Source organism: Bacillus sp. MUM 116 (assembly GCF_001866655.1).
In the GTDB taxonomy this organism is placed as follows: domain Bacteria; phylum Bacillota; class Bacilli; order Bacillales; family Cytobacillaceae; genus Neobacillus.
In genome coordinates this window covers 40474-58016 of the sequence record NZ_MLYR01000036.1, presented here as the reverse complement: position 1 = coordinate 58016, position 17543 = coordinate 40474, and the positions used below count along the sequence as shown (strand labels likewise).

The following is a 17543-nucleotide window of genomic DNA, read 5'->3' as shown; positions in this document are numbered from 1 at the left end:
GCTAGAAATTTTTTTAAACTAGTAATTATTTTGATAATTCTCTAATAGGATTAAACCATGCATCATCAACAGGCAGAAGGTGCTCTTTTCCGGAAACCTTGGTAAATAGCGCTGAAGTTTTAGATCCTTCAGGAGCAAAAATCTTCTCGTCCCCAGTCATCTTATCACTGGTAAAAGCATCAAGTATCTTTTGTTTTTCATCGCTATTAATGTTCTCGGTGTTTACAACAAATGGTGAGTTTAAAACCGGCGTAACAGAAATTACCGTAAATTCAGCTCCTGATAGAGTATTAAAAGGCTCCGCCGCTCCATTCTTTACCTTGTAAATCGCACCCGGTGTATTCTTTTTTCCATCGGCTAGTTCCACATAGTTTGCAACACATGTATCACAAAATGCCGCAACATCAGCTTTACCTGTTAATAGATTAACTGCAGAGCCCTGGTGAGAACCACCGTATAATACTTCACTAAAGAATTTGCCACCTTCAATCAGGTCATCTACTTTTAAATTTTTATATTTTGACTGCTTACTAAAATGACTCAATATTCCAGTAGTTGGAACTTTAAATCCTGATGTTGAACTGTTGGATACAAACGAAAATTTCTTACCGGCAACATTGTCAATCGAGAATTTATCTCCATCCTTATACTGACCTTCATTTCCTTCCTTTACAGACAACCAGCTGTTGTAAATTGCGTCATCAAGAGTTCCGGATGGTCCACTATTTACAACAAGGGGAAGAACATCCTTATTTTTCTTATGAGCTTCAACATACCCCTCTCCTCCGAGAAAAGCCATGTCTGCACTTCCATTCGCAACTGCTTCAATTGCAATCGTATAATCAGTAGTTGTTTTATTCACTACCTTTTTCCCTGTTGCTTCTTCAATCATTTTTCCAATTTCGGTACGAGTTCCTTCCAAATCAGCACCAGACTCATTTGGCAGCCAAGCAATGGTAATCTTATCATTTGACGCTTTGCCAGCGGCATCGCCTTGCGTTTTAGAAGAACATCCCCCTGCAAAAATGGCTAACGCGGATAAAGAAACTAACAATGATCTCTTCAAAAGTTTTTTCTTTAATGCTTTCTTCATTAGTGAAAATCCTCCTTGGATAAATAATGTTTAAAGGCATTTTTCTATATTCTTTATGTTATAGACACTTGAATTATATAAATCGTATATTAATAGGCCGTTAATTTAATATTTTGATTTTGCTAAGATTATAGAATTGCCTAGGATTTTGTCGATAAGAGGAATTTACCTTCCTGGATATTATATTCCCTGTCGCATAAATCCTTCATAAATTCAAGATCATGAAAAATACCAAGCATGGTTGTTCCTTCTTTTATTAGCTGCTCGATTAACACCTTAACTCTTTGTTTTGATGTTTCATCAAGGCTGGCGGTTGGCTCATCTAAAAGCAGCAGTCTTGGCCGCTTTATCATCGCCCTTGCGATGTTAAGCCTCAGCTTCTCTCCTCCCGAAAAGGTCACTGGATAACTGTCCCATAATTCCTTGTCTAATTCGAAATGCTCGAGCATTTTAATTGTTTCCCTTTCAGCCACTTTTTCGTGATGGCCCATTTCGACAATCGATTGCTTCACCAGCTCTCTGGCGGTTGTTCTAGGCATTACATTAAGAAACTGTGAAACATAACCTATTTCGTGCTTCCGTAAATAAACAATCTCTCGTTCAGAAGCTGAAGCTAAGTTTATCCGACCAAATTGAGTAGAGTTGTACCAAATATCACCGCCATCTGGTAAATAGGTTCGATAAATGCATTTTAAGATTGTAGATTTTCCACTTCCACTTTTCCCTGTTATACCGATAAACTCGCCTTCTTTGACAAACAGGTCAATATTATTAATTGCTTTGATTTGTTTATTTAGATTGTGTAGGGTAAAAGATTTGGATAAGTCTTGGATTGATAATAGGTTTTCCACATAATCACCTTCTCTCCTTTATTTTTTATAGTTAACCCGTGATATAGCGGCATTTCTACTACTTTTCCGGTCAAATACGATAGTTTGTTTTTTGAATTAATTTTCCATCTACCATAACTGTTGTAATCACCGGAAAATCTGACTGGATTTTTTCGATAATCAGCAAATCTGCCTTTTTACCTTCCTTTATCGATCCAATCTCATGGTCGAGCTTCACTGCTTTAGCAGGATTAATGGTTACAAGCTTAAACATTTCAGCAAGATCTAGCCCATATTTTTTGTTTATCTCAAAAATAGAATGGAGCATGGCAGCTGGGTAGTAGTCACTACACAAAATGTCTATCGCACTCTCCTTAATCGCTTCAGCAGCGGATAGGTTCCCACTGTGTGATCCTCCCAAAAGTACATTAGGAGCCCCCGCCACCGTGTACATTCCTTGCTCTTTTGCCTTTTTAGCAATTTCCATTGTAATGGGAAACTCACTAATCACTGCACCGATACTTCTTACAAGCTCTAACTTTTCAATTGAATCATCATCATGAGAGGCAATAGCAATCTTATTTTCCTTGGCCGCTTGTGCGATATTCTGCATCGCTTCTATTGCCACTTTTTCTTTGGTCAAGTGTTTCGTTATGATTCTATCAATATCAGCATCACTTAAATCGTTGTATCCTTTAACGGTTTGTCGATATACCTCTAAATCTCGATATTGTCCCTGGCCAGGAGTATGGTCCATGAATGAAATAAGATGTACCTTTTTTTCAGCAATATAAGATTTTAGATTTTCTACCTCATCCACATTGTCGATTTCAAATCTTGCATGGAATCGATGGCGCACTAAGTGGCTACTTGTATGGCTCTGGTCAATAAGATCAATTAACTTCCTTACATTTTCTGGCTCACGAATGGGCTTATAAGCGTATTCTGTAAACTTAAATAAAGAAAGCGAGTGGTACATCGTTGTAATACCATGTCCGATTAATTCTTTTTCGACCTCCCTCAGGCTTAAATGAAAATTCATTAATGAAGTTGGCCTTGGTGCCGCCATATGTTCAATATAATCGGAATGAAGATCAATAAAGCCTGGGGAAATATAACCGCCATTTGCATCAATAACCTCGATATTTTCATCCAGTGGTATCTCGCTTGTAAAAGCAATTTGTTCGATTTTTTCTTCTTTAATCAGTAGATCAAACCCATCCAAAATGGCTGCTTCTGTAACAATTCGACCGTTTGTAATTAGGTACAAGATGTTTCCCCCTTTTTTACGAAAATTAGAGAAGTGATTGAACTAACTGCTGTGTATAAGAACTTTGCGGATCCTCAAGAATTTGATCAGTTAATCCTTCTTCGATTACTTTCCCATCCAGCATGACAAGCGATCTGTCCGCAAGCATCCTAATCACACCGAGGTCATGAGAAACCACAATCATGCTAATATTCAGTTCTCTTTGCAAATGCTTTATGAGGTCAAGAACACTTGCCTGGACTGATAAATCAAGACCCGTCGTCACCTCATCCAAAAGCAGGATTGGTGGGTTATTTGAAAGGGCTTTAGCAATCTGAACCCGCTGCTGCATACCTCCAGAAAAATGTTTCGGCGCTTCCTTTATCCGGTAATCAGGAATATTCACATATTCCAGAAGTTCTTTTCCTCGTGCTTCCATCTGTCCAACATTCCTGTTTCCTGCTGAAATCAGTTTTTCAGCAATATTGCCGATCGAAGAAAAATTCATCTTCAGCCCAAGCAATGGGTTTTGGTACACTTTCCCCATCAAGTGATTACGAATATATCTTTTTTTCTGGGATGATTCTTGAAAAAGATTCCTCTCTCTGCTCTCATAAGAGTACAAGTAAGCCGCTCCATTGGTTACTTCCTGGTCAAAGTATAGACAACGCATTAGAGTAGACTTTCCACTGCCACTTTCGCCGACAATCCCTAATATTTCTCCTGGATATAGATCAAAGCTGATATCCTGACAGGCATATACGGTTCCACAGGCCTGACAATAGTTTTTAACCAAGTTCCTGCCCGTTAAGTTACAACATTGACTGCAACCTTTACCAAAATGTTTATTTAAGTTTTTGATAGATAACAGAGGTGCTTCAAAGCTACTCATATTCTTCTGCCCCCTATCATTGATTTCTTATTTACTTGTGCTAAACAATAACTGGTATCGTTACATTGATAATAAGTGTCTCCACTCTCATCATCGAAAAGCTCATCCATGAAAACACCTGTCGAGCCGCACTGTTTACAGCACTGATTATCAAACGATTCCACTTCAAAAGGATAATCATCAAAAGCCAGTGATACAACGTCCGTATAGGGAGGTACAGCGTAAATTTTTTTCTCCCGGCCAGCTCCCAGCAAAATCAAAGCCTCAGACATGTTCATTTTTGGATTATCGAATCTAGGAATCGGGCTTGGAGCCATGACATAGCGACCCTGAACCATGACGGGATGGTCTGCGTTTGTTGTAGTAGTAGAGTATTTCATGATTTGCTCAAACAGCATTACCCATGCTCCGCTGTATTCTTTTTCAGCGTGAAGCTTTTTTGTTTCTAGCTCACTCGGCTCAAATAAGCGCAATGGTTCAGGTAATGGAACTTGCAATACCAGAATCTGTTCTTTCTTTAAAGGAACTTCTGGAATTCTGTGCCTTGACTGAATGATGGTGGCTTCTTCTGTTTCATCCGTAACGCTAATTCCGGTAGTCTCTGAAACTAGCTTTTTAATATTGACAGCATTGACTGATTCATCAGATCCTTGGTCAATTACCTTTAAAATATCGTTTTTGCCAATAAGCGAGAGTGTTAATTGAAGACCTCCTGTCCCCCAACCTCTAGCAATTGGCATTTCTCTTGAGGCAAAGGGTACCTGGTATCCTGGGATAGAGATCGCCTTGAACGTTGCTCTTCGAATCTCTCGCTTGGATCCCTCGTCAAAAAAAGCAAAATTATATTTTTTCTGCATGGATGCCCTCCCCCTTCTTGTTTGTCATTTCTTCACCTTTTTTTGTTTTTCTGACACTGTCCAACTTCGACTGGAACGTAACGTAGTGTGGCATTTTCAAGTGAGAAATAAATCCTGTCGATTCTACTGAATCAATATGGTACAGGACAAATTCTTCATTTTGTGAAGGATACTCTGCGTTTCCATTTTCAAGACTGTTATCAAGAATCCCCATGGCGATTGCTTTTGTCTCGTTTTGCCCATAACAAATCCCATAGCCAATTTCAAACTCAATCTCTTCTTTCCCATGCCCTTTTTCAACTGTAACTGGAATGAGCATTTCCGCTTCCGTAACCAGAATCTCACCAATATAATAGGAATCCTCTTCTTCCTTCAACTCGTCCACTGGATTGTGAATGCAAACTGGAAGTCTACCAATCCGAAGTTCACCAACTGTTGGATGGAGAGCTCCATATCCACGAATGACGGCATATGCTAGTGAAGTTTCGGCCCCTGTCTGTCCACGGGTAAGAATTTGCAGGCGCTGACTTCGGCTGCTAGGAAATTCCAGGCTTTTCTTCGTGACATCGTCAGGCTCTGTATCGTTATCTTCACACATTGCCATTAACCCTTCTTTTCTTAAATAATCAAGAACCTTTGGAAAGTGACCCGAAGGATCATTTTCTTTTAGATGTCTGCTCTCAATCTGATAAGCATCAAGCCATTTTCTCGCATCTTCATCCGTTTCAGAAACAAGATTAAAATCAAGTAGACGATGAGTATAGTCTGTAGAAGCACCAAGCACCTGTCCTCCTGGGATATCTTTAAAGCTTGCTGAAATTCTTCTTTCAATCCGCATCTCCACTGGATCCGTTATGCTTGAATAATGCTTTCTCGGAAGTGTAGACCGATAGGCTCTCATCAGGAACACTGCCTCTTCTGGATTCCCTTCTGCTTGTTTAATCGCTACCGCGGCAAGCTTAGGACAATAAAGGCTGCTTTCTGACATCACTTGGTCAATCAACCCCCTCATTCCCGCTTCAATTTTATTTGTCTTAAGAACAATCCCTTGCTTTACTCTTTCATATTTCAAGAGTTTGATTGATTCTTCGATGGCGAGAGTTCCACCTTTTACAGCAACGTATCCCATTTATCGATCACCCGTTTTCTAATTTGAGTTGTCCTTGGCAAACATAAGATAGAGTGGTTGGCATCTGTTAAAATGATGTCAATCCCTAGTGGATACTCGATATTTTTTTCGTTCCGTAAATTTATCCACTTGTCTGCTTCAGAAATTGCTGCTATATACCCAGTTTCAATCCCTGGCCCGGTTAAAATAAGCTCTAATCCAGTACTTACACTTTCCGTTTCAATAATAAGTGTTGATGATTCATGAGGATTCATGAGACTTCCTACTTTCGATGATCTGATAGCTGTTTCAAGCTGACACAGATCGCAATCCTTTAATACGAATATAAAATCAGCATGATTAGCTTCTGCTGTTTTGGCATAAGTAAGCTGATTCATCAGCCGTGTTATTGTATCTTCCTGCTTCGAAAACACCTTAAAGGATACCTCCGTATCAAGAAGCATTAGGGCCAAAACCTCCGTAGAAGGATAGCAGCCTGTATGGAAATTGGCTCTTGCCGCCTCCTCTTGAATATCTGAAATCATTCCTGGCCTTGACATCGAGTCAAGAACCTTTCGAAAAGTTGTCTGTATATCATGAACTAGATCTAATTTCATCATGTCACCACCCTTATTCCGTATCCATTGTTTCAAAGCTTACTTTAGTTTTAAGAACCTGATTCATTCTTGCTACTTTTTCAGTATTAATTTTTCTCTCTTCCTCCAGTAGCAGATACTCCCAACTTTCCGTTTCCTTAAGCGCAGCCTTATAGGCAGCGTCAATTACAGCTAGATGATTGGAAAGCTCCTTATCATGTCCTGACACGATTCCAATACCGAGAGAATCATTGATTCGAGCCTTGCATTCTGTAACAAATACTTCTCCTATATAGAAAAGGCTTTTTTGGGCAGATTCTCTAACCTTCACCATGATAAGACCATTATTCGGTTCCTCAATTATTGCTACATCATAGTTATCCAGTATTTCCTTTGCCATTGTGGCTGCTATTTCTTTTGAACCATTGATCAAAATCTCTGTTCTTCTTTTTCTTCTCATCAGTCTGCCTCCGTTAATGATGTTTTTCCCTTATCTCTAATGTATCTTGTTGCCAAGTTAACAGCTGTAAAGTGTGTGTGAAAAGGATTAAGGTTGTGTAAATGACTTGAAACGAATAGCCTGCTTCTTCATAATCGTCCATAAAAAAGCAACAAAAAAACCAGCCTATTAGCTGGTTAAATTTCATAAGTGAATCGATCACTTCGATATAATATTTTCGTATATTCTAATACTGTGCCACTTTCTTTATCCAAGCAACCAGACTCTATCACCAAGAGTGGAACGAGGCTTGAGCACTCAAGTATTTCTCTTTCCATTTTAGAAGGGAAAGCAACACTTAATATACTGGGAGCTGAAGAAAAGTTGAAAAAACCATTCTTGTTATAGAAATCAAACATGGAGGTAATATCGTGCCCTACATCCGCAATATTCTCAAACACCGTTTGGGTAACATATGAAATATGTATGGCAATCGGCTTTTGATCAACTAGCCGTAACCTTCCTATTTTAAAAACTCTTTCAGTCTCTTCAACACCTAAAAATCGGAAAATTTTCTTGTTATACGCTATTTCTTCACAGAAGATGGTTTTAGATTCTAGATGATACCCAAGTTCACGCATTTTTTTGCTGAAAGACACATCACCTGAAAGTACAAGCGGAATTTGATTTTTCCTGTCCTTTACAAAACTGCCCTTTCCTTGTCTTGAATAAATATAACCTAGCTCCTGCAACCGTTCATACGCTTTCCTTATGTTAATCCTGGGTACATGGAACCTATCGGCTAATTCATTTTCCGAAGGCAGTTTATCATCAGGATCATATTTGCCTGATTTTATATCCGAAATCATTTCGTCAACGATCTCTAACTCCTCTGCCATTTTCATCCTCCCGGTATCCTTTTAATAACAAGTATATCAAGCAACTTAGTAGAAGCGAAATTTTATAGGATAGGAGTAAAAAAAACGGTCTGCTCTTTTTGAATATGCCGCCGACTGCTAGAAAGTTTGAATTTCCTTACTTTCCATACTTTTTAAGGAAAGTTTCCAAATCATTAAATTCATAAAACCGCTCTTCCATTAAATCCCTTGGCCAATTCCACCAGGCAATTTCCTGTAATTTTTCCGCTATCTCTCTCGAAAATCGCTCCTTAATCGGTTTGGCAGGAACACCACCAACGATTGTGTATGGTTCAATGTCTCTTGTAACGACAGCTCCAGAAGCGATGACCGCACCTGTTCCTATATTGACCCCCTTCATAATGATAGCCCCGTGCCCTATCCACACATCATGACCGATTTTCACACGATTTAATCGACGCCAGTTAAAAATTTCCTCATCATCTGTCTCAGCAAATCCATACGAAATTCGACGATAGGTCATGTGGTGCTGGGTTACACGCTCCATTGGATGATTCACGGGATTTATACAAACATGAGAGGCTATAGAGCAATACTTTCCAATTTCCGTGTAATTAACGGTGACATCATCCATAGTATACGTATAATCTCCAAGCTTGGATTCAATGATCAGATTGCTTGGACCAATTGATGTCCAATCCCCTGCATAACTATTAACGATATGACTTGTATAATGGATCAATGGCTGAGGTGACAATTTCTTTTCATTATAGGGATGGTTAATAAAGTTCATTAAATAAGCTCCTTTTTCATGATTAATTCTCTCCGTTCCAATAATCCTTCAACCGCCTGAATACCTGGACTTTTTGAACCGATTGTCACTTCTTTCTCACCATAAAAACCATGAAAATCTGTGCCACCCGTCATAATCAAATTAAAATCTTCCGCATACAATTTGGCTTTTGCTTCCTTTTCATCTCCATGGAGCGGATGCCATACTTCAATTCCCTGAAGCCCAGCTTCCACAAGCTTCGGGATAAACTCAAAGCTATTGTATTGACCAGGATGGGCAAGAACCGGAACACCTCCCGCTTTGATAATTGCCTTAACAGCCAACCGAGCATCGACATACTTCAAAGGAACAAACGCTTTCCCAGGTGATTCACCATTTTGACCACTTGAGAATAGCTTTTTATATAAGTCTCCGTAGATAGAATCCGTATATCCATTTTCAATTAGTGCATGCATGATGTGCTGCTTAAATACTCCTGTGCCACCTTCGGCATATTTCTTCACTTGTTCCCAGCTGATAAAATATCCATCTGTTATTAAATATTGAACTGAAAGATATGAGGCCAGATGTCGTTTTACCACAAGCGGGTCACAAAGATCCTTAAGCGCAGAATGACCAGGATCAATAAAGTATCCTAAAACATGTACTTTTCGGTTCCTATTAAAGTCATATGCAGAAATTTCAATACCGGGAATGATTTCTATTCCATATGCCTTCCCCACGACGACCATTTCATCCAGACCATTCGTTGTATCATGGTTTGTGATGGAAAGATGTTTGACCTTCTCCCTACTTGCCAGCTCTAGGATTTCTTCAAAAGAAAAAGAACAATCCGAAATATTCGTGTGGCAATGCAAATCAACTTTCATCGCTGCTTCCCCCATTCAACTCGCCTATTTATTCATTTTTAACATAACTTGATGCCAAGTTTAATGGGTTAAGGTAGCGTAAAGATTGTATTAAGACTTGATAAAAATTTACTTGATATTTTGAAAATTGTATATAACAAGGGGGTGACCTACGATAAAAATGCCCTCCTATCAGTTTGTTTAATAAGAAAAAGGCTGCCGCAGCACCCTTATTTCATCAACTTAAGCACCCGTTACTTTAAGTACACCCTTTCACAATCTTTGATATATAAAAAGAATTATGTTCATTAGTAATGATTACACTAAACTTAATTTTTCAATTGCCTTCTTTTCATCTGGAAAGAAAAAAATATCTTTCCCTTTATTACTCTCATAGATAAAGTCTTTCAAACTCTTACTTGAATATACAGAAAAGTCCCCTACAACGGCTATTTTTACATGATAATTGATAAACTTTTGTAAAATTTCCCCTGCAAGTTTCGTACTTAAGTGAAAAAAGTCCTCACATATTGCGGATTTATTCAAAATTATACGGTCACAGCCAGTTTCATACTGTACTGTCGCCATAAAATCCAATGCCGACTGAACATCTTTTATTAGTATCTCGCTACTGCTTATAACAGCAATTTCAATATTATTCTTCTTAACGGTATTTATTTTCATAATAGTCCTCCATTTCGGTAAATAAGTTTGTTGCACAATAATTAACCCTCTGATTTTTGTTTTATTTTCTGGAACATTAATAGGTCTAATTTTATTTTACAGTAGATGAACATTCCTATTGTGACTTCTTGATGAACAAACCTGCCCCGTTACTCCAATAAGAAAAGCCGCCATTGGATGACAGCCAGTTAAGAATCAAGTATCGTTAGTGGAATAAATTTAAAATAATCATTAACAAGATGGATATTGATAAGAAGCCAGCCATAAAAAACCCAAAATATTTTAATGGTTTTGGGAACTTTTTTACAGCATTCTTGCTTACATTTGCAGAATTTCCTTCTATTTTTATTCATGTGGTCTATTACATCATTAAATGGCTTATTTTCTTCTTTCATAACAACCACCTTACCACATTTTAACATATATGTTTATTTTATTAATATTTAAATGTAAATTCTTATTGCACTCCCTCAGTTTAATACGATTTTCTCCCGAATACTCGCTTATTCGCAGGATTTCATAACCCTTGATATGGAGTTAACGATTAAATGAAATGATTTCAGATCAATTTGGCTTCGTGAAGGCATAGTGAAATAAAGGAGTGAATCACAACTCCATATTTTACCATATGATGTACATTCTCCACGCCGCCCCTGGAGGCTTTCCCTCCCATGTCTCAACGGGTCATTTGCCCTATCATTCCTTCGTCATGCCTATCCAAGGGGTGGAGGCCAGTCATGCTAACCTGATGGGTCAGAGCCCTTATGTTCAATAAATCTGGTACTCCGTACATATTTGAAATCCTACGAATAAGCCAACATTCGGTCAATATAAGTGTTTTATATTTTTTATTTCAAGAAGACGAACAATCTTCAATTCTGTTAGGTATTATGCTGCTATTGGTGATAACGGGTTAAGCTTATCAGGACAATAGGATTCATTTCGTCTAGATATACCCACAAATATCCTTGCCAACTTACCGATTAGCTTCATAATTGATTTCATTTTCTTCACTTTTTTTTACTTTGACATTTTGAGAATGTATTGCTTGAAATTCTGGGTTATTCATCACAAGGCTCATTGTCGCTAAGTAAAGGAATCGCCTTAGTCTGGAACGTCCACGCTTTGAAATGACAATTTGGCCTTTCCACTTACCTGAACTTGCTTCAGCTAAATGGAGCCCGGCATGGCGAAGAAGAGAATTACCATGAGAAAAACCACTTAAGTCTCCTGCCTCACCTAATATGCCAGCCAATGAAATTTCACTAATTCCTTTAATGGTAAGAAGCTTCTTAGCGAAAGGAATTCTGTTTAATGCTTCAGTTACTTGTTGTTCAACTCTTTCGAGTTGTGTTACAGCTAAATCGTATTCCTCTAATAACTGTTCTAAATGAAATTTATAAGCATCAAGTGCTTGTCTAGTACCAACAGATTTCTTAGCTAGTTGGAGGAGTAATAGGGCCTTTTTTAATCCAGGCTGTCTCTTCATTATAGATTTCCAACCTGCAATAACCTCATGAGGCTGCATAGTCTCTAATTCCTTGGGAGACGGAAATAAACGGAGGGTTGCTATTGCCCCCTTAGCCTTAATATCTTTAAACACCTGTCGGAGTTCAGGAAAAACAATATCTACCCAACGATTTAATTGATTGATAGAACTAACAAGGCGCTTAACTACTACATCACGGTTAGACATAAGTACCCTTAATTTCTCGAATGGTTCTGATGTGTACCTAACCTCTGAGTAGTAACCGTTCTTCACCATATCAGCTATAACTAAAGCATCCTTTTTATCGCTTTTTGACTGGGTATTATCACGGTTTTCTTTATTCTTTTTTACTAAATGAGGGTTTACAGTTACCACTTCAGTATGATGTTTATTAAGCCACTTTGAAAGATTGATCCAGTAGTGTCCAGTTGGTTCCATCCCAACTATAGCTTCACTTAGGTTGTTTAATCTTTGAAGACTTTTAATCCATTCAAGTAAACTAGCAAATCCTTCTTCATTATTTTTGAATGTAAGTGGATCTCCGACTATAATTCCACGGAAATTTACGGCTCTGGCTACGTGCAATTGTTGAGCAATATCCACGCCAACAACAAGATGTTTAAGTGAAATTCTTTCTATTAGTTGATTTTGTTTGTTTTGCATTTTAAACTTCATAGTAGGGTTCCTCCTAAAGTTGAGAGTTAGAGTGATGTCTATACTCATATCTTACTGAGGAGCCCTATTTTTTTCAAAGTTGAAAAATAACGATCTACAGGAATGCTAACCTGCCACGTTAGCACAACAACAAAAAAGGATTGCCGCAGCAATCCTTCCTGAACTCAAGCACCCGTTACTTTAAGTGAAACATTCCACAATCTTTTTTGGAAATTTACCTAAAAAAGCTGAATTAATTAATAGAAAAATAAAAGGACTCCCTTTTTGAAAGTCTTAATGCATGTATCTCTTTGTATTAATCTAATCTTCTCGATTCGCATCACCGTCATTAGCTTCATCGGCTCCTTCGCCGAGATTGTTACCCATCACTCCACCTGTAATTGCTCCTACTACAGTACCAATCGGACCGTAAGCAAGACCCACGGTAGCACCAGAGACAGCACCAACAATAGTACCTACAGCCTCACCAGCATCGTTATCGACTCGATTGCGTTCGTTTTTATCAGCCATTCATTTCACTCCTTATTAAAAAATGGGCAGTGCTTTTCCAGTACAATCCCTTAACATATTTTGTCCTCGAAAGACAGAATTACGCGATGAATAATTTACTCCCTTAAATATCCTAACCGTCATGACAATAACAAAAATGCCACCAATTTTGCAACTATTGCACTCGGTAGCTGAAAAAGGTTTACGACTGGTTGTAGGAATTTAAATCTTTCCAGCCTTGAAAAGTGTTCCGAAAATTTATAGAGAAGTCATCATCTTTGCTAAGGAGTAGAATCAAGGAGGAGTCCCAAAAAACTAATTCAACGACTGCTTTTGGATGTTGGATTTTAGGATTTTTAACCCAAAAATTCGGATTTCCATCAGCAAAAGGTTCTTCTTTAATATCATCTAAATCAATCGTCTCCTTTTTATCAAATGCTGAGAAAACACCCCATATAGGATAAAATTCTTTGCAATTAGCCAGTCTGGCTAGATTTTCACCCGTAATCCAATAGGTATCAAGACAGTTATTACTCTCTTCAAAAATCCGGTAATCTTCAACATAATCTAAGAAATTTTCGGTGTAAAACCCATCTAAATCAGTCAGTAACCAATTATATTTTTTTTCAAGTCCATCGAAAGAATTTAGTATTTCTTTTAAACCAAAGAACTTTTCTAAAATGGTGTTCATTTCGGCCCTCCCCACTCCTTTTTTCTTTATTTTAACATTTTCTTATTGTACTAAACTGCCACTTTAGTTGAATAACGATAACAAAAAAGGACTGCCGAAAACAGTCCGTTTGTTGTGAAACAATGCCCCGAGTTAGCTTAAGAACATTCCTTCACAAACTCTTTCACGTTTTAGATTCTTTAAAGAATATTGCATGTTGCCTTTAAGGCAACATCTCAAGCCTTAAAGGCTTGCAGATCATCAAAAAGTTGTTTACTGAAATCAAAATACTAGGAGATATTAATCGTTGTTAATCGGTAATGCTGTGGTGAATTTTATCTCTCTTAAAGATAAGCTTGTTTGGATTCGATTTATACCAGGAAGTAAATTTAATTTTCGAATAAATTTCTCAAGCTCTTCGCGATTTCGATTGGCCACTTTTAAAAAATAATCATATTCCCCTGTCAAGCAATGACATTCAAGAATTTCCGGCATCGAATTCATTGCACTCTCTAATTGTTCAAGCTGTTCCTTTTGATGAATATTTGTGCTGACAAAAATAAAACAAAGTAAGTCAATTCCAAGCTTCCTGGAATTCAAAACCACTACATGGCGATCAATAAACCCTTCATTCTCCAGGCGCTTTACTCTGGCATGAGTCGCAGGTGGTGAAAGATTCACCCTTCTTGCCAATTCGGCATTACTGAGCTGTGCTTCCATTTGCAGTAAATCCAAGATTTTACGGTCAAGCGCATCCAAGGATTTAATCCCTTCTATTGCATCGAACATGTTCTCCCTCATCCCTTTTACCGAATATTTGATGGTTTGCCATCATTTTATCATATTTCAAATTAATAAAATTATTTATATCCTTCATTTTCCCATCAATTATTCGCACTTTATTGAAATTAACAAAATAAATAATAACAGAATCATCAATTCTGTTACAATTATTAATATTATCAAATTAAAAAGGGGCCAATCAAAATGCCAATTTTTTATGTTTTTTTATTGCTTCTAACCAGTTTTCTTTGGGGAGGAAATTTTGTTTTTGGTAAATTTCTTGTCGGCCATGCCTCACCAATGACCATTACAACTCTAAGATGGTTAATTGCTATCCTGGTCCTTTTCCCGATTGTTTTAAATAAAGAAAAACAACTGATTCCTCCAAAAGCATCCATACTCCCATTACTGTTTATGGGAGTAACTGGGGTTGTTTTTTTCAATCTTTTTCAATTTTTTGCCCTTGAAAAAACTTCCGCTACAAATGTTGGATTGATTTCAACATTAAACCCGATTTCCATTGCAATTTTTTCTGCATTTTTGCTAAAAGAAAAACTAAAAACGATGCAAATATTTTCAATGGGAATCTCTTTCTTAGGGGTATTGATGGTATTGTCGAAAGGGGAACTCTCACATATATTTTCCCTTCGTTTTAATATTGGGGATTTGTGGATGGTTGCAGCCGTAATTATTTGGGGGCTTTATTCGATTTGTAGTAAATGGGCGATGAAAAAAATGTCACCCATGCTGGCAACATTCTATTCCGGATTGTTTGGAGTGGTCATTCTAGTTCCATTCAATCTATCTAGCTTCCAAATTTACAATTTTAATTCAAGCTTCCTATGGGCAATCCTGTATACCGGAGTGATTTCAACTGTAGTTTGTATGGTACTGTGGAATATCGGGGTACAAAAAATCGGCGCAACCAGTTCAGGAATCTTTTTAAACTTTAACCCTATTTTTACATCCATCCTTGCCTTTTTCTTTTTAGGGGAAAGGATGACTTGGTTTGAACTTGCAGGCAGCATAATCGTCATTACCGGGTGTTTTCTATTTTCCTGGTTTGGTTCAAGCTTGAACAGGAAGAGTAAGCGAAAATCAACAAAAGTACATTTAAAATTTGGTTCATAACGGGGTGCGATTCCTCCTTAAAGGAATCGCACTAGTCAATCATTATAAATTTTTATCTAATAAGAGAACTTTTCTTTTGAAAAAAATCTTAATGCAAACAAAAGCAATCAAGGCACCGCCAAACGAACTAAGTATAAATGCCGAAATGAATCCGAATAAGGTAGCCTCTTTGCCAAGTAATAGGGCCGCAATCGGGTAACAAACCATTGCGCCGAAAAGGAACGTGAAGAAATTAAGACAAGGCAAGCTGAGGGGATTGCAGTAGCAAAAGCAAAAGGAAAACACTTAGGTAGACCAAAGACAGTGATTACAAAAGACTTCGAACAAGCGTACAAACTATGGAAAAACAATAAGATCACAGCAGTAGAGGCTATGAAGCAGTCTAATATGACCAAAGCAACATTTTACCGGAAAGTGAAAGAATACGAGTAATTAAATAAACCAGTAAAAACACCAACCACTCAACATTTGTAAAGTAACAATAAAGTTATTTAATTTTAAAACCCCAAACATGAATAACCCCGTTCTAAATTTAGGACGGGGTTTAAAATAGTTGTTTAATTTTTGATGTAAGATGCTTTAGTACTTAAAAATATAACAATAAAGTCGTTTAATTCTAAATGTTATTCAAGTAAAGGATATTTTGTAGAATAACAGAATGGGCATTTTTAAGGGCTTAGGTAAATGAATAAACAATTGTTACTTATTCATGAAATATACCCGTTAACATAATAAGGAAATATCAACTTTAGGAAGAGCACTAATCCTTCCTTGTTATTAGGGTATTCCCCATATGTTCTTATATAAATAAATCTATTTTACCTCTGTTATTATAATCAAAAGTAGTGCTTTTTGCAGCATTTCGTAAAAACATTCCAATAGTTTTACTATAAATAATAGTATCATTTCCCTGTCGATTTGCATAAAAGGTATAAGCAATTCGAGTTTCTTCATACCAATTATTCCATATATTCGGGCTTAATACCATATTTTCCGAATACAATGGCAAGAACATTGACAAATAAACCTTTATTTTATCTATCGATGAATTTTGTAGTTGATTAAATAAGTTTTGATATATTGATTTCTCACTCTCCAAGCAACTTAATAAAATGTACGACTGTGTTTTTTCTGGAAAAACTGTCACAGCAATCCGATGCATAACTCCTTTTACAGTATGTTTTATTCTTCGACCGTCCGAATCGTAATCTGGGGCAATGTAAGCATAATTTGCAAATTTTATTTGTTCGGGCAATTTAACAATGTATGGGGATTTTTACTATTGGGCAACTTGCAAAATACGAATTAAAATTCCTTGAAAAGAAATTCGGAATAATGGGCAATCAGCTTTATTATCATGCTTGGAGGGTGGATCTATCTGAGCTAGGTGCTCCCATTATACAAAAGCAAGTTAGCTATGGAAAAAGCCAAATTCTTTTGCGTGATTATAAAAATGAAGAAGAAATTAAAACGGTTATTTTAGAAATGTGTGAAGAAGTTGCTCGAAGAACAAGGAATGCTCGAAAGGTCGGCAGAACCATAAGCTTTGGACTTGGTTATAGTAAGGATGAGTTTGGTGGTGGGTTTTATCGATTTAGGACCATTGAAGAACCAACTAACGTTACAATAGATATTTATAATATTTGTCTTGAATTATTAAAGGAAAACTATAGAGGGCAAACAGTTAGACAGGTTTCATTGTCAATTAGTAAATTGGAGAACGATTACGAAATGCAGCTTAACTTGTTTGATGCTGATGGATGGAAGAAACGTGATATTGGATATGTAGTGGATAAAATAAGAAGTAAATATGGATCGGCTTCTCTTTTAAGAGCAGTATCTTTTACAGCTGCAGGTACAGCAAGACACCGGTCCAGACTAGTCGGTGGTCATAAACAATAAATCCTCTTTAGTGAGGATTTTTTATATTCAGCTACAGTCTACCTTTTTTAACATGGCCATATGGGGCTCTCGCCAACATTTCGCGCAAAACATACGTTAAGCAAAATTCGACAAGGATTTATATGCATTTTCATACG

The 17543-nt window shown here is 37.3% G+C and carries 19 protein-coding genes and 3 pseudogenes; 3 read left to right on the top strand and 19 right to left on the bottom strand.

Annotated elements, in window-relative coordinates; translation table 11 throughout:
- Positions 1–25: 25 nt before the first annotated feature.
- The 17 genes and pseudogenes from BIV60_RS10415 to BIV60_RS10335 form a co-directional block, all read right to left on the bottom strand.
- A complete protein-coding gene (locus tag BIV60_RS10415; protein WP_071355670.1) occupies positions 26–1093 on the bottom strand; it encodes a phosphate/phosphite/phosphonate ABC transporter substrate-binding protein in 1068 nt (355 codons plus the stop codon).
- A 140-nt stretch (positions 1094–1233) separates the two neighbouring features.
- Positions 1234–1944 (bottom strand): phosphonate C-P lyase system protein PhnL, encoded by a 711-nt coding sequence (gene phnL, locus BIV60_RS10410; protein WP_071355669.1) that lies wholly within the window; start codon positions 1942–1944, stop codon positions 1234–1236.
- A gap of 70 nt (positions 1945–2014) precedes the next feature.
- Complete coding sequence (gene phnM / locus BIV60_RS10405) at positions 2015–3193, bottom strand: phosphonate metabolism protein PhnM (RefSeq protein ID WP_071355668.1); 1179 nt, start codon at positions 3191–3193, stop codon at positions 2015–2017.
- Between the two features lie 25 nt (positions 3194–3218).
- Positions 3219–4064: an ATP-binding cassette domain-containing protein gene (locus tag BIV60_RS10400; RefSeq protein ID WP_071355667.1), complete on the bottom strand. Its 846-nt coding sequence runs from the start codon at positions 4062–4064 to the stop codon at positions 3219–3221.
- Positions 4061–4921, bottom strand: a complete 861-nt coding sequence (locus tag BIV60_RS10395; RefSeq protein WP_071355666.1) for an alpha-D-ribose 1-methylphosphonate 5-phosphate C-P-lyase PhnJ — start codon at positions 4919–4921, stop codon at positions 4061–4063. The genes BIV60_RS10400 and BIV60_RS10395 overlap by 4 nt, the downstream gene beginning before the upstream one ends.
- A complete protein-coding gene (locus BIV60_RS10390) occupies positions 4905–6050 on the bottom strand; it encodes a carbon-phosphorus lyase complex subunit PhnI (protein WP_071355665.1) in 1146 nt (381 codons plus the stop codon). The genes BIV60_RS10395 and BIV60_RS10390 overlap by 17 nt, the downstream gene beginning before the upstream one ends.
- On the bottom strand, positions 6032–6646 hold the full coding sequence (gene phnH, locus BIV60_RS10385) for a phosphonate C-P lyase system protein PhnH (RefSeq protein ID WP_071355664.1): 615 nt from the start codon (positions 6644–6646) through the stop codon (positions 6032–6034). Before phnH ends, BIV60_RS10390 begins: the two co-directional genes overlap by 19 nt.
- Before the next feature lie 13 nt (positions 6647–6659).
- Positions 6660–7085, bottom strand: a complete 426-nt coding sequence (gene phnG / locus BIV60_RS10380; protein ID WP_071355663.1) for a phosphonate C-P lyase system protein PhnG — start codon at positions 7083–7085, stop codon at positions 6660–6662.
- A gap of 176 nt (positions 7086–7261) precedes the next feature.
- Positions 7262–7969 (bottom strand): GntR family transcriptional regulator, encoded by a 708-nt coding sequence (locus BIV60_RS10375; RefSeq protein WP_371261524.1) that lies wholly within the window; start codon positions 7967–7969, stop codon positions 7262–7264.
- 130 nt (positions 7970–8099) lie between these two features.
- Entirely contained in the window at positions 8100–8735 is a 636-nt protein-coding gene (locus BIV60_RS10370; RefSeq protein WP_071355661.1) for a DapH/DapD/GlmU-related protein, read from the bottom strand.
- On the bottom strand, positions 8735–9604 hold the full coding sequence (locus BIV60_RS10365; protein ID WP_071355660.1) for a PHP domain-containing protein: 870 nt from the start codon (positions 9602–9604) through the stop codon (positions 8735–8737). The genes BIV60_RS10370 and BIV60_RS10365 overlap by 1 nt, the downstream gene beginning before the upstream one ends.
- Before the next feature lie 297 nt (positions 9605–9901).
- Entirely contained in the window at positions 9902–10267 is a 366-nt protein-coding gene (locus BIV60_RS10360) for a DUF4180 domain-containing protein (RefSeq protein ID WP_071355659.1), read from the bottom strand.
- Between the two features lie 188 nt (positions 10268–10455).
- Positions 10456–10662, bottom strand: a complete 207-nt coding sequence (locus tag BIV60_RS10355; protein WP_071355658.1) for a hypothetical protein — start codon at positions 10660–10662, stop codon at positions 10456–10458.
- A 493-nt stretch (positions 10663–11155) separates the two neighbouring features.
- Positions 11156–12431, bottom strand: a pseudogene (locus tag BIV60_RS10350) (IS110 family RNA-guided transposase).
- Positions 12432–12731: 300 nt separating this feature from the next.
- Positions 12732–12941: a tape measure protein gene (locus BIV60_RS10345; RefSeq protein WP_071355657.1), complete on the bottom strand. Its 210-nt coding sequence runs from the start codon at positions 12939–12941 to the stop codon at positions 12732–12734.
- Positions 12942–13122: 181 nt separating this feature from the next.
- Positions 13123–13611 (bottom strand): hypothetical protein, encoded by a 489-nt coding sequence (locus BIV60_RS10340; protein WP_071355656.1) that lies wholly within the window; start codon positions 13609–13611, stop codon positions 13123–13125.
- A 279-nt stretch (positions 13612–13890) separates the two neighbouring features.
- Positions 13891–14379: an Lrp/AsnC family transcriptional regulator gene (locus tag BIV60_RS10335; RefSeq protein WP_141770447.1), complete on the bottom strand. Its 489-nt coding sequence runs from the start codon at positions 14377–14379 to the stop codon at positions 13891–13893.
- A gap of 198 nt (positions 14380–14577) precedes the next feature.
- Between BIV60_RS10335 and BIV60_RS10330 the strand changes: the two genes are divergently transcribed.
- The gene (locus BIV60_RS10330) at positions 14578–15504 is read left to right on the top strand and encodes a DMT family transporter (RefSeq protein WP_071355655.1); all 927 of its coding nucleotides are present in this window, start codon (positions 14578–14580) and stop codon (positions 15502–15504) included.
- Positions 15505–15546: 42 nt separating this feature from the next.
- Here BIV60_RS10330 and BIV60_RS29125 read toward each other — a convergent pair whose 3' ends face one another.
- A complete protein-coding gene (locus BIV60_RS29125; RefSeq protein WP_141770446.1) occupies positions 15547–15711 on the bottom strand; it encodes an energy coupling factor transporter S component ThiW in 165 nt (54 codons plus the stop codon).
- A gap of 3 nt (positions 15712–15714) precedes the next feature.
- On the opposite strand from BIV60_RS29125, the pseudogene BIV60_RS30385 reads away from it, so the two are divergent.
- Positions 15715–15936, top strand: a pseudogene (locus BIV60_RS30385) (recombinase family protein); the annotation flags it as partial.
- Between the two features lie 367 nt (positions 15937–16303).
- Here BIV60_RS30385 and BIV60_RS29590 read toward each other — a convergent pair.
- Positions 16304–16666: a hypothetical protein gene (locus BIV60_RS29590; RefSeq protein ID WP_071355653.1), complete on the bottom strand. Its 363-nt coding sequence runs from the start codon at positions 16664–16666 to the stop codon at positions 16304–16306.
- Positions 16667–16770: 104 nt separating this feature from the next.
- Here BIV60_RS29590 and BIV60_RS10310 point away from each other — a divergent pair.
- Positions 16771–17406, top strand: a pseudogene (locus BIV60_RS10310) (DinB/UmuC family translesion DNA polymerase); the annotation flags it as partial.
- Between the last annotated feature and the right edge of the window lie 137 nt (positions 17407–17543).

Excerpts from the sequence above, each read along its gene's own strand:
- BIV60_RS10415 (WP_071355670.1), bottom strand. The coding sequence starts at position 1,093 with ATGAAGAAAGCATTAAAGAAAAAACTTTTGAAGAGATCATTGTTAGTT.
- BIV60_RS10400 (WP_071355667.1), bottom strand. The coding sequence starts at position 4,064 with ATGAGTAGCTTTGAAGCACCTCTGTTATCTATCAAAAACTTAAATAAA.
- BIV60_RS10395 (WP_071355666.1), bottom strand. The coding sequence starts at position 4,921 with ATGCAGAAAAAATATAATTTTGCTTTTTTTGACGAGGGATCCAAGCGA.
- BIV60_RS10390 (WP_071355665.1), bottom strand. The coding sequence starts at position 6,050 with ATGGGATACGTTGCTGTAAAAGGTGGAACTCTCGCCATCGAAGAATCA.
- phnH (WP_071355664.1), bottom strand. The coding sequence starts at position 6,646 with ATGAAATTAGATCTAGTTCATGATATACAGACAACTTTTCGAAAGGTT.
- phnG (WP_071355663.1), bottom strand. The coding sequence starts at position 7,085 with ATGAGAAGAAAAAGAAGAACAGAGATTTTGATCAATGGTTCAAAAGAA.
- BIV60_RS10375 (WP_371261524.1), bottom strand. The coding sequence starts at position 7,969 with ATGAAAATGGCAGAGGAGTTAGAGATCGTTGACGAAATGATTTCGGAT.
- BIV60_RS10370 (WP_071355661.1), bottom strand. The coding sequence starts at position 8,735 with ATGAACTTTATTAACCATCCCTATAATGAAAAGAAATTGTCACCTCAG.
- BIV60_RS10365 (WP_071355660.1), bottom strand. The coding sequence starts at position 9,604 with ATGAAAGTTGATTTGCATTGCCACACGAATATTTCGGATTGTTCTTTT.
- BIV60_RS10360 (WP_071355659.1), bottom strand. The coding sequence starts at position 10,267 with ATGAAAATAAATACCGTTAAGAAGAATAATATTGAAATTGCTGTTATA.
- BIV60_RS10355 (WP_071355658.1), bottom strand. The coding sequence starts at position 10,662 with ATGAAAGAAGAAAATAAGCCATTTAATGATGTAATAGACCACATGAAT.
- BIV60_RS10345 (WP_071355657.1), bottom strand. The coding sequence starts at position 12,941 with ATGGCTGATAAAAACGAACGCAATCGAGTCGATAACGATGCTGGTGAG.
- BIV60_RS10340 (WP_071355656.1), bottom strand. The coding sequence starts at position 13,611 with ATGAACACCATTTTAGAAAAGTTCTTTGGTTTAAAAGAAATACTAAAT.
- BIV60_RS10335 (WP_141770447.1), bottom strand. The coding sequence starts at position 14,379 with ATGTTCGATGCAATAGAAGGGATTAAATCCTTGGATGCGCTTGACCGT.
- BIV60_RS10330 (WP_071355655.1), top strand. The coding sequence starts at position 14,578 with ATGCCAATTTTTTATGTTTTTTTATTGCTTCTAACCAGTTTTCTTTGG.
- BIV60_RS29125 (WP_141770446.1), bottom strand. The coding sequence starts at position 15,711 with ATGGTTTGTTACCCGATTGCGGCCCTATTACTTGGCAAAGAGGCTACC.
- BIV60_RS29590 (WP_071355653.1), bottom strand. The coding sequence starts at position 16,666 with ATGCATCGGATTGCTGTGACAGTTTTTCCAGAAAAAACACAGTCGTAC.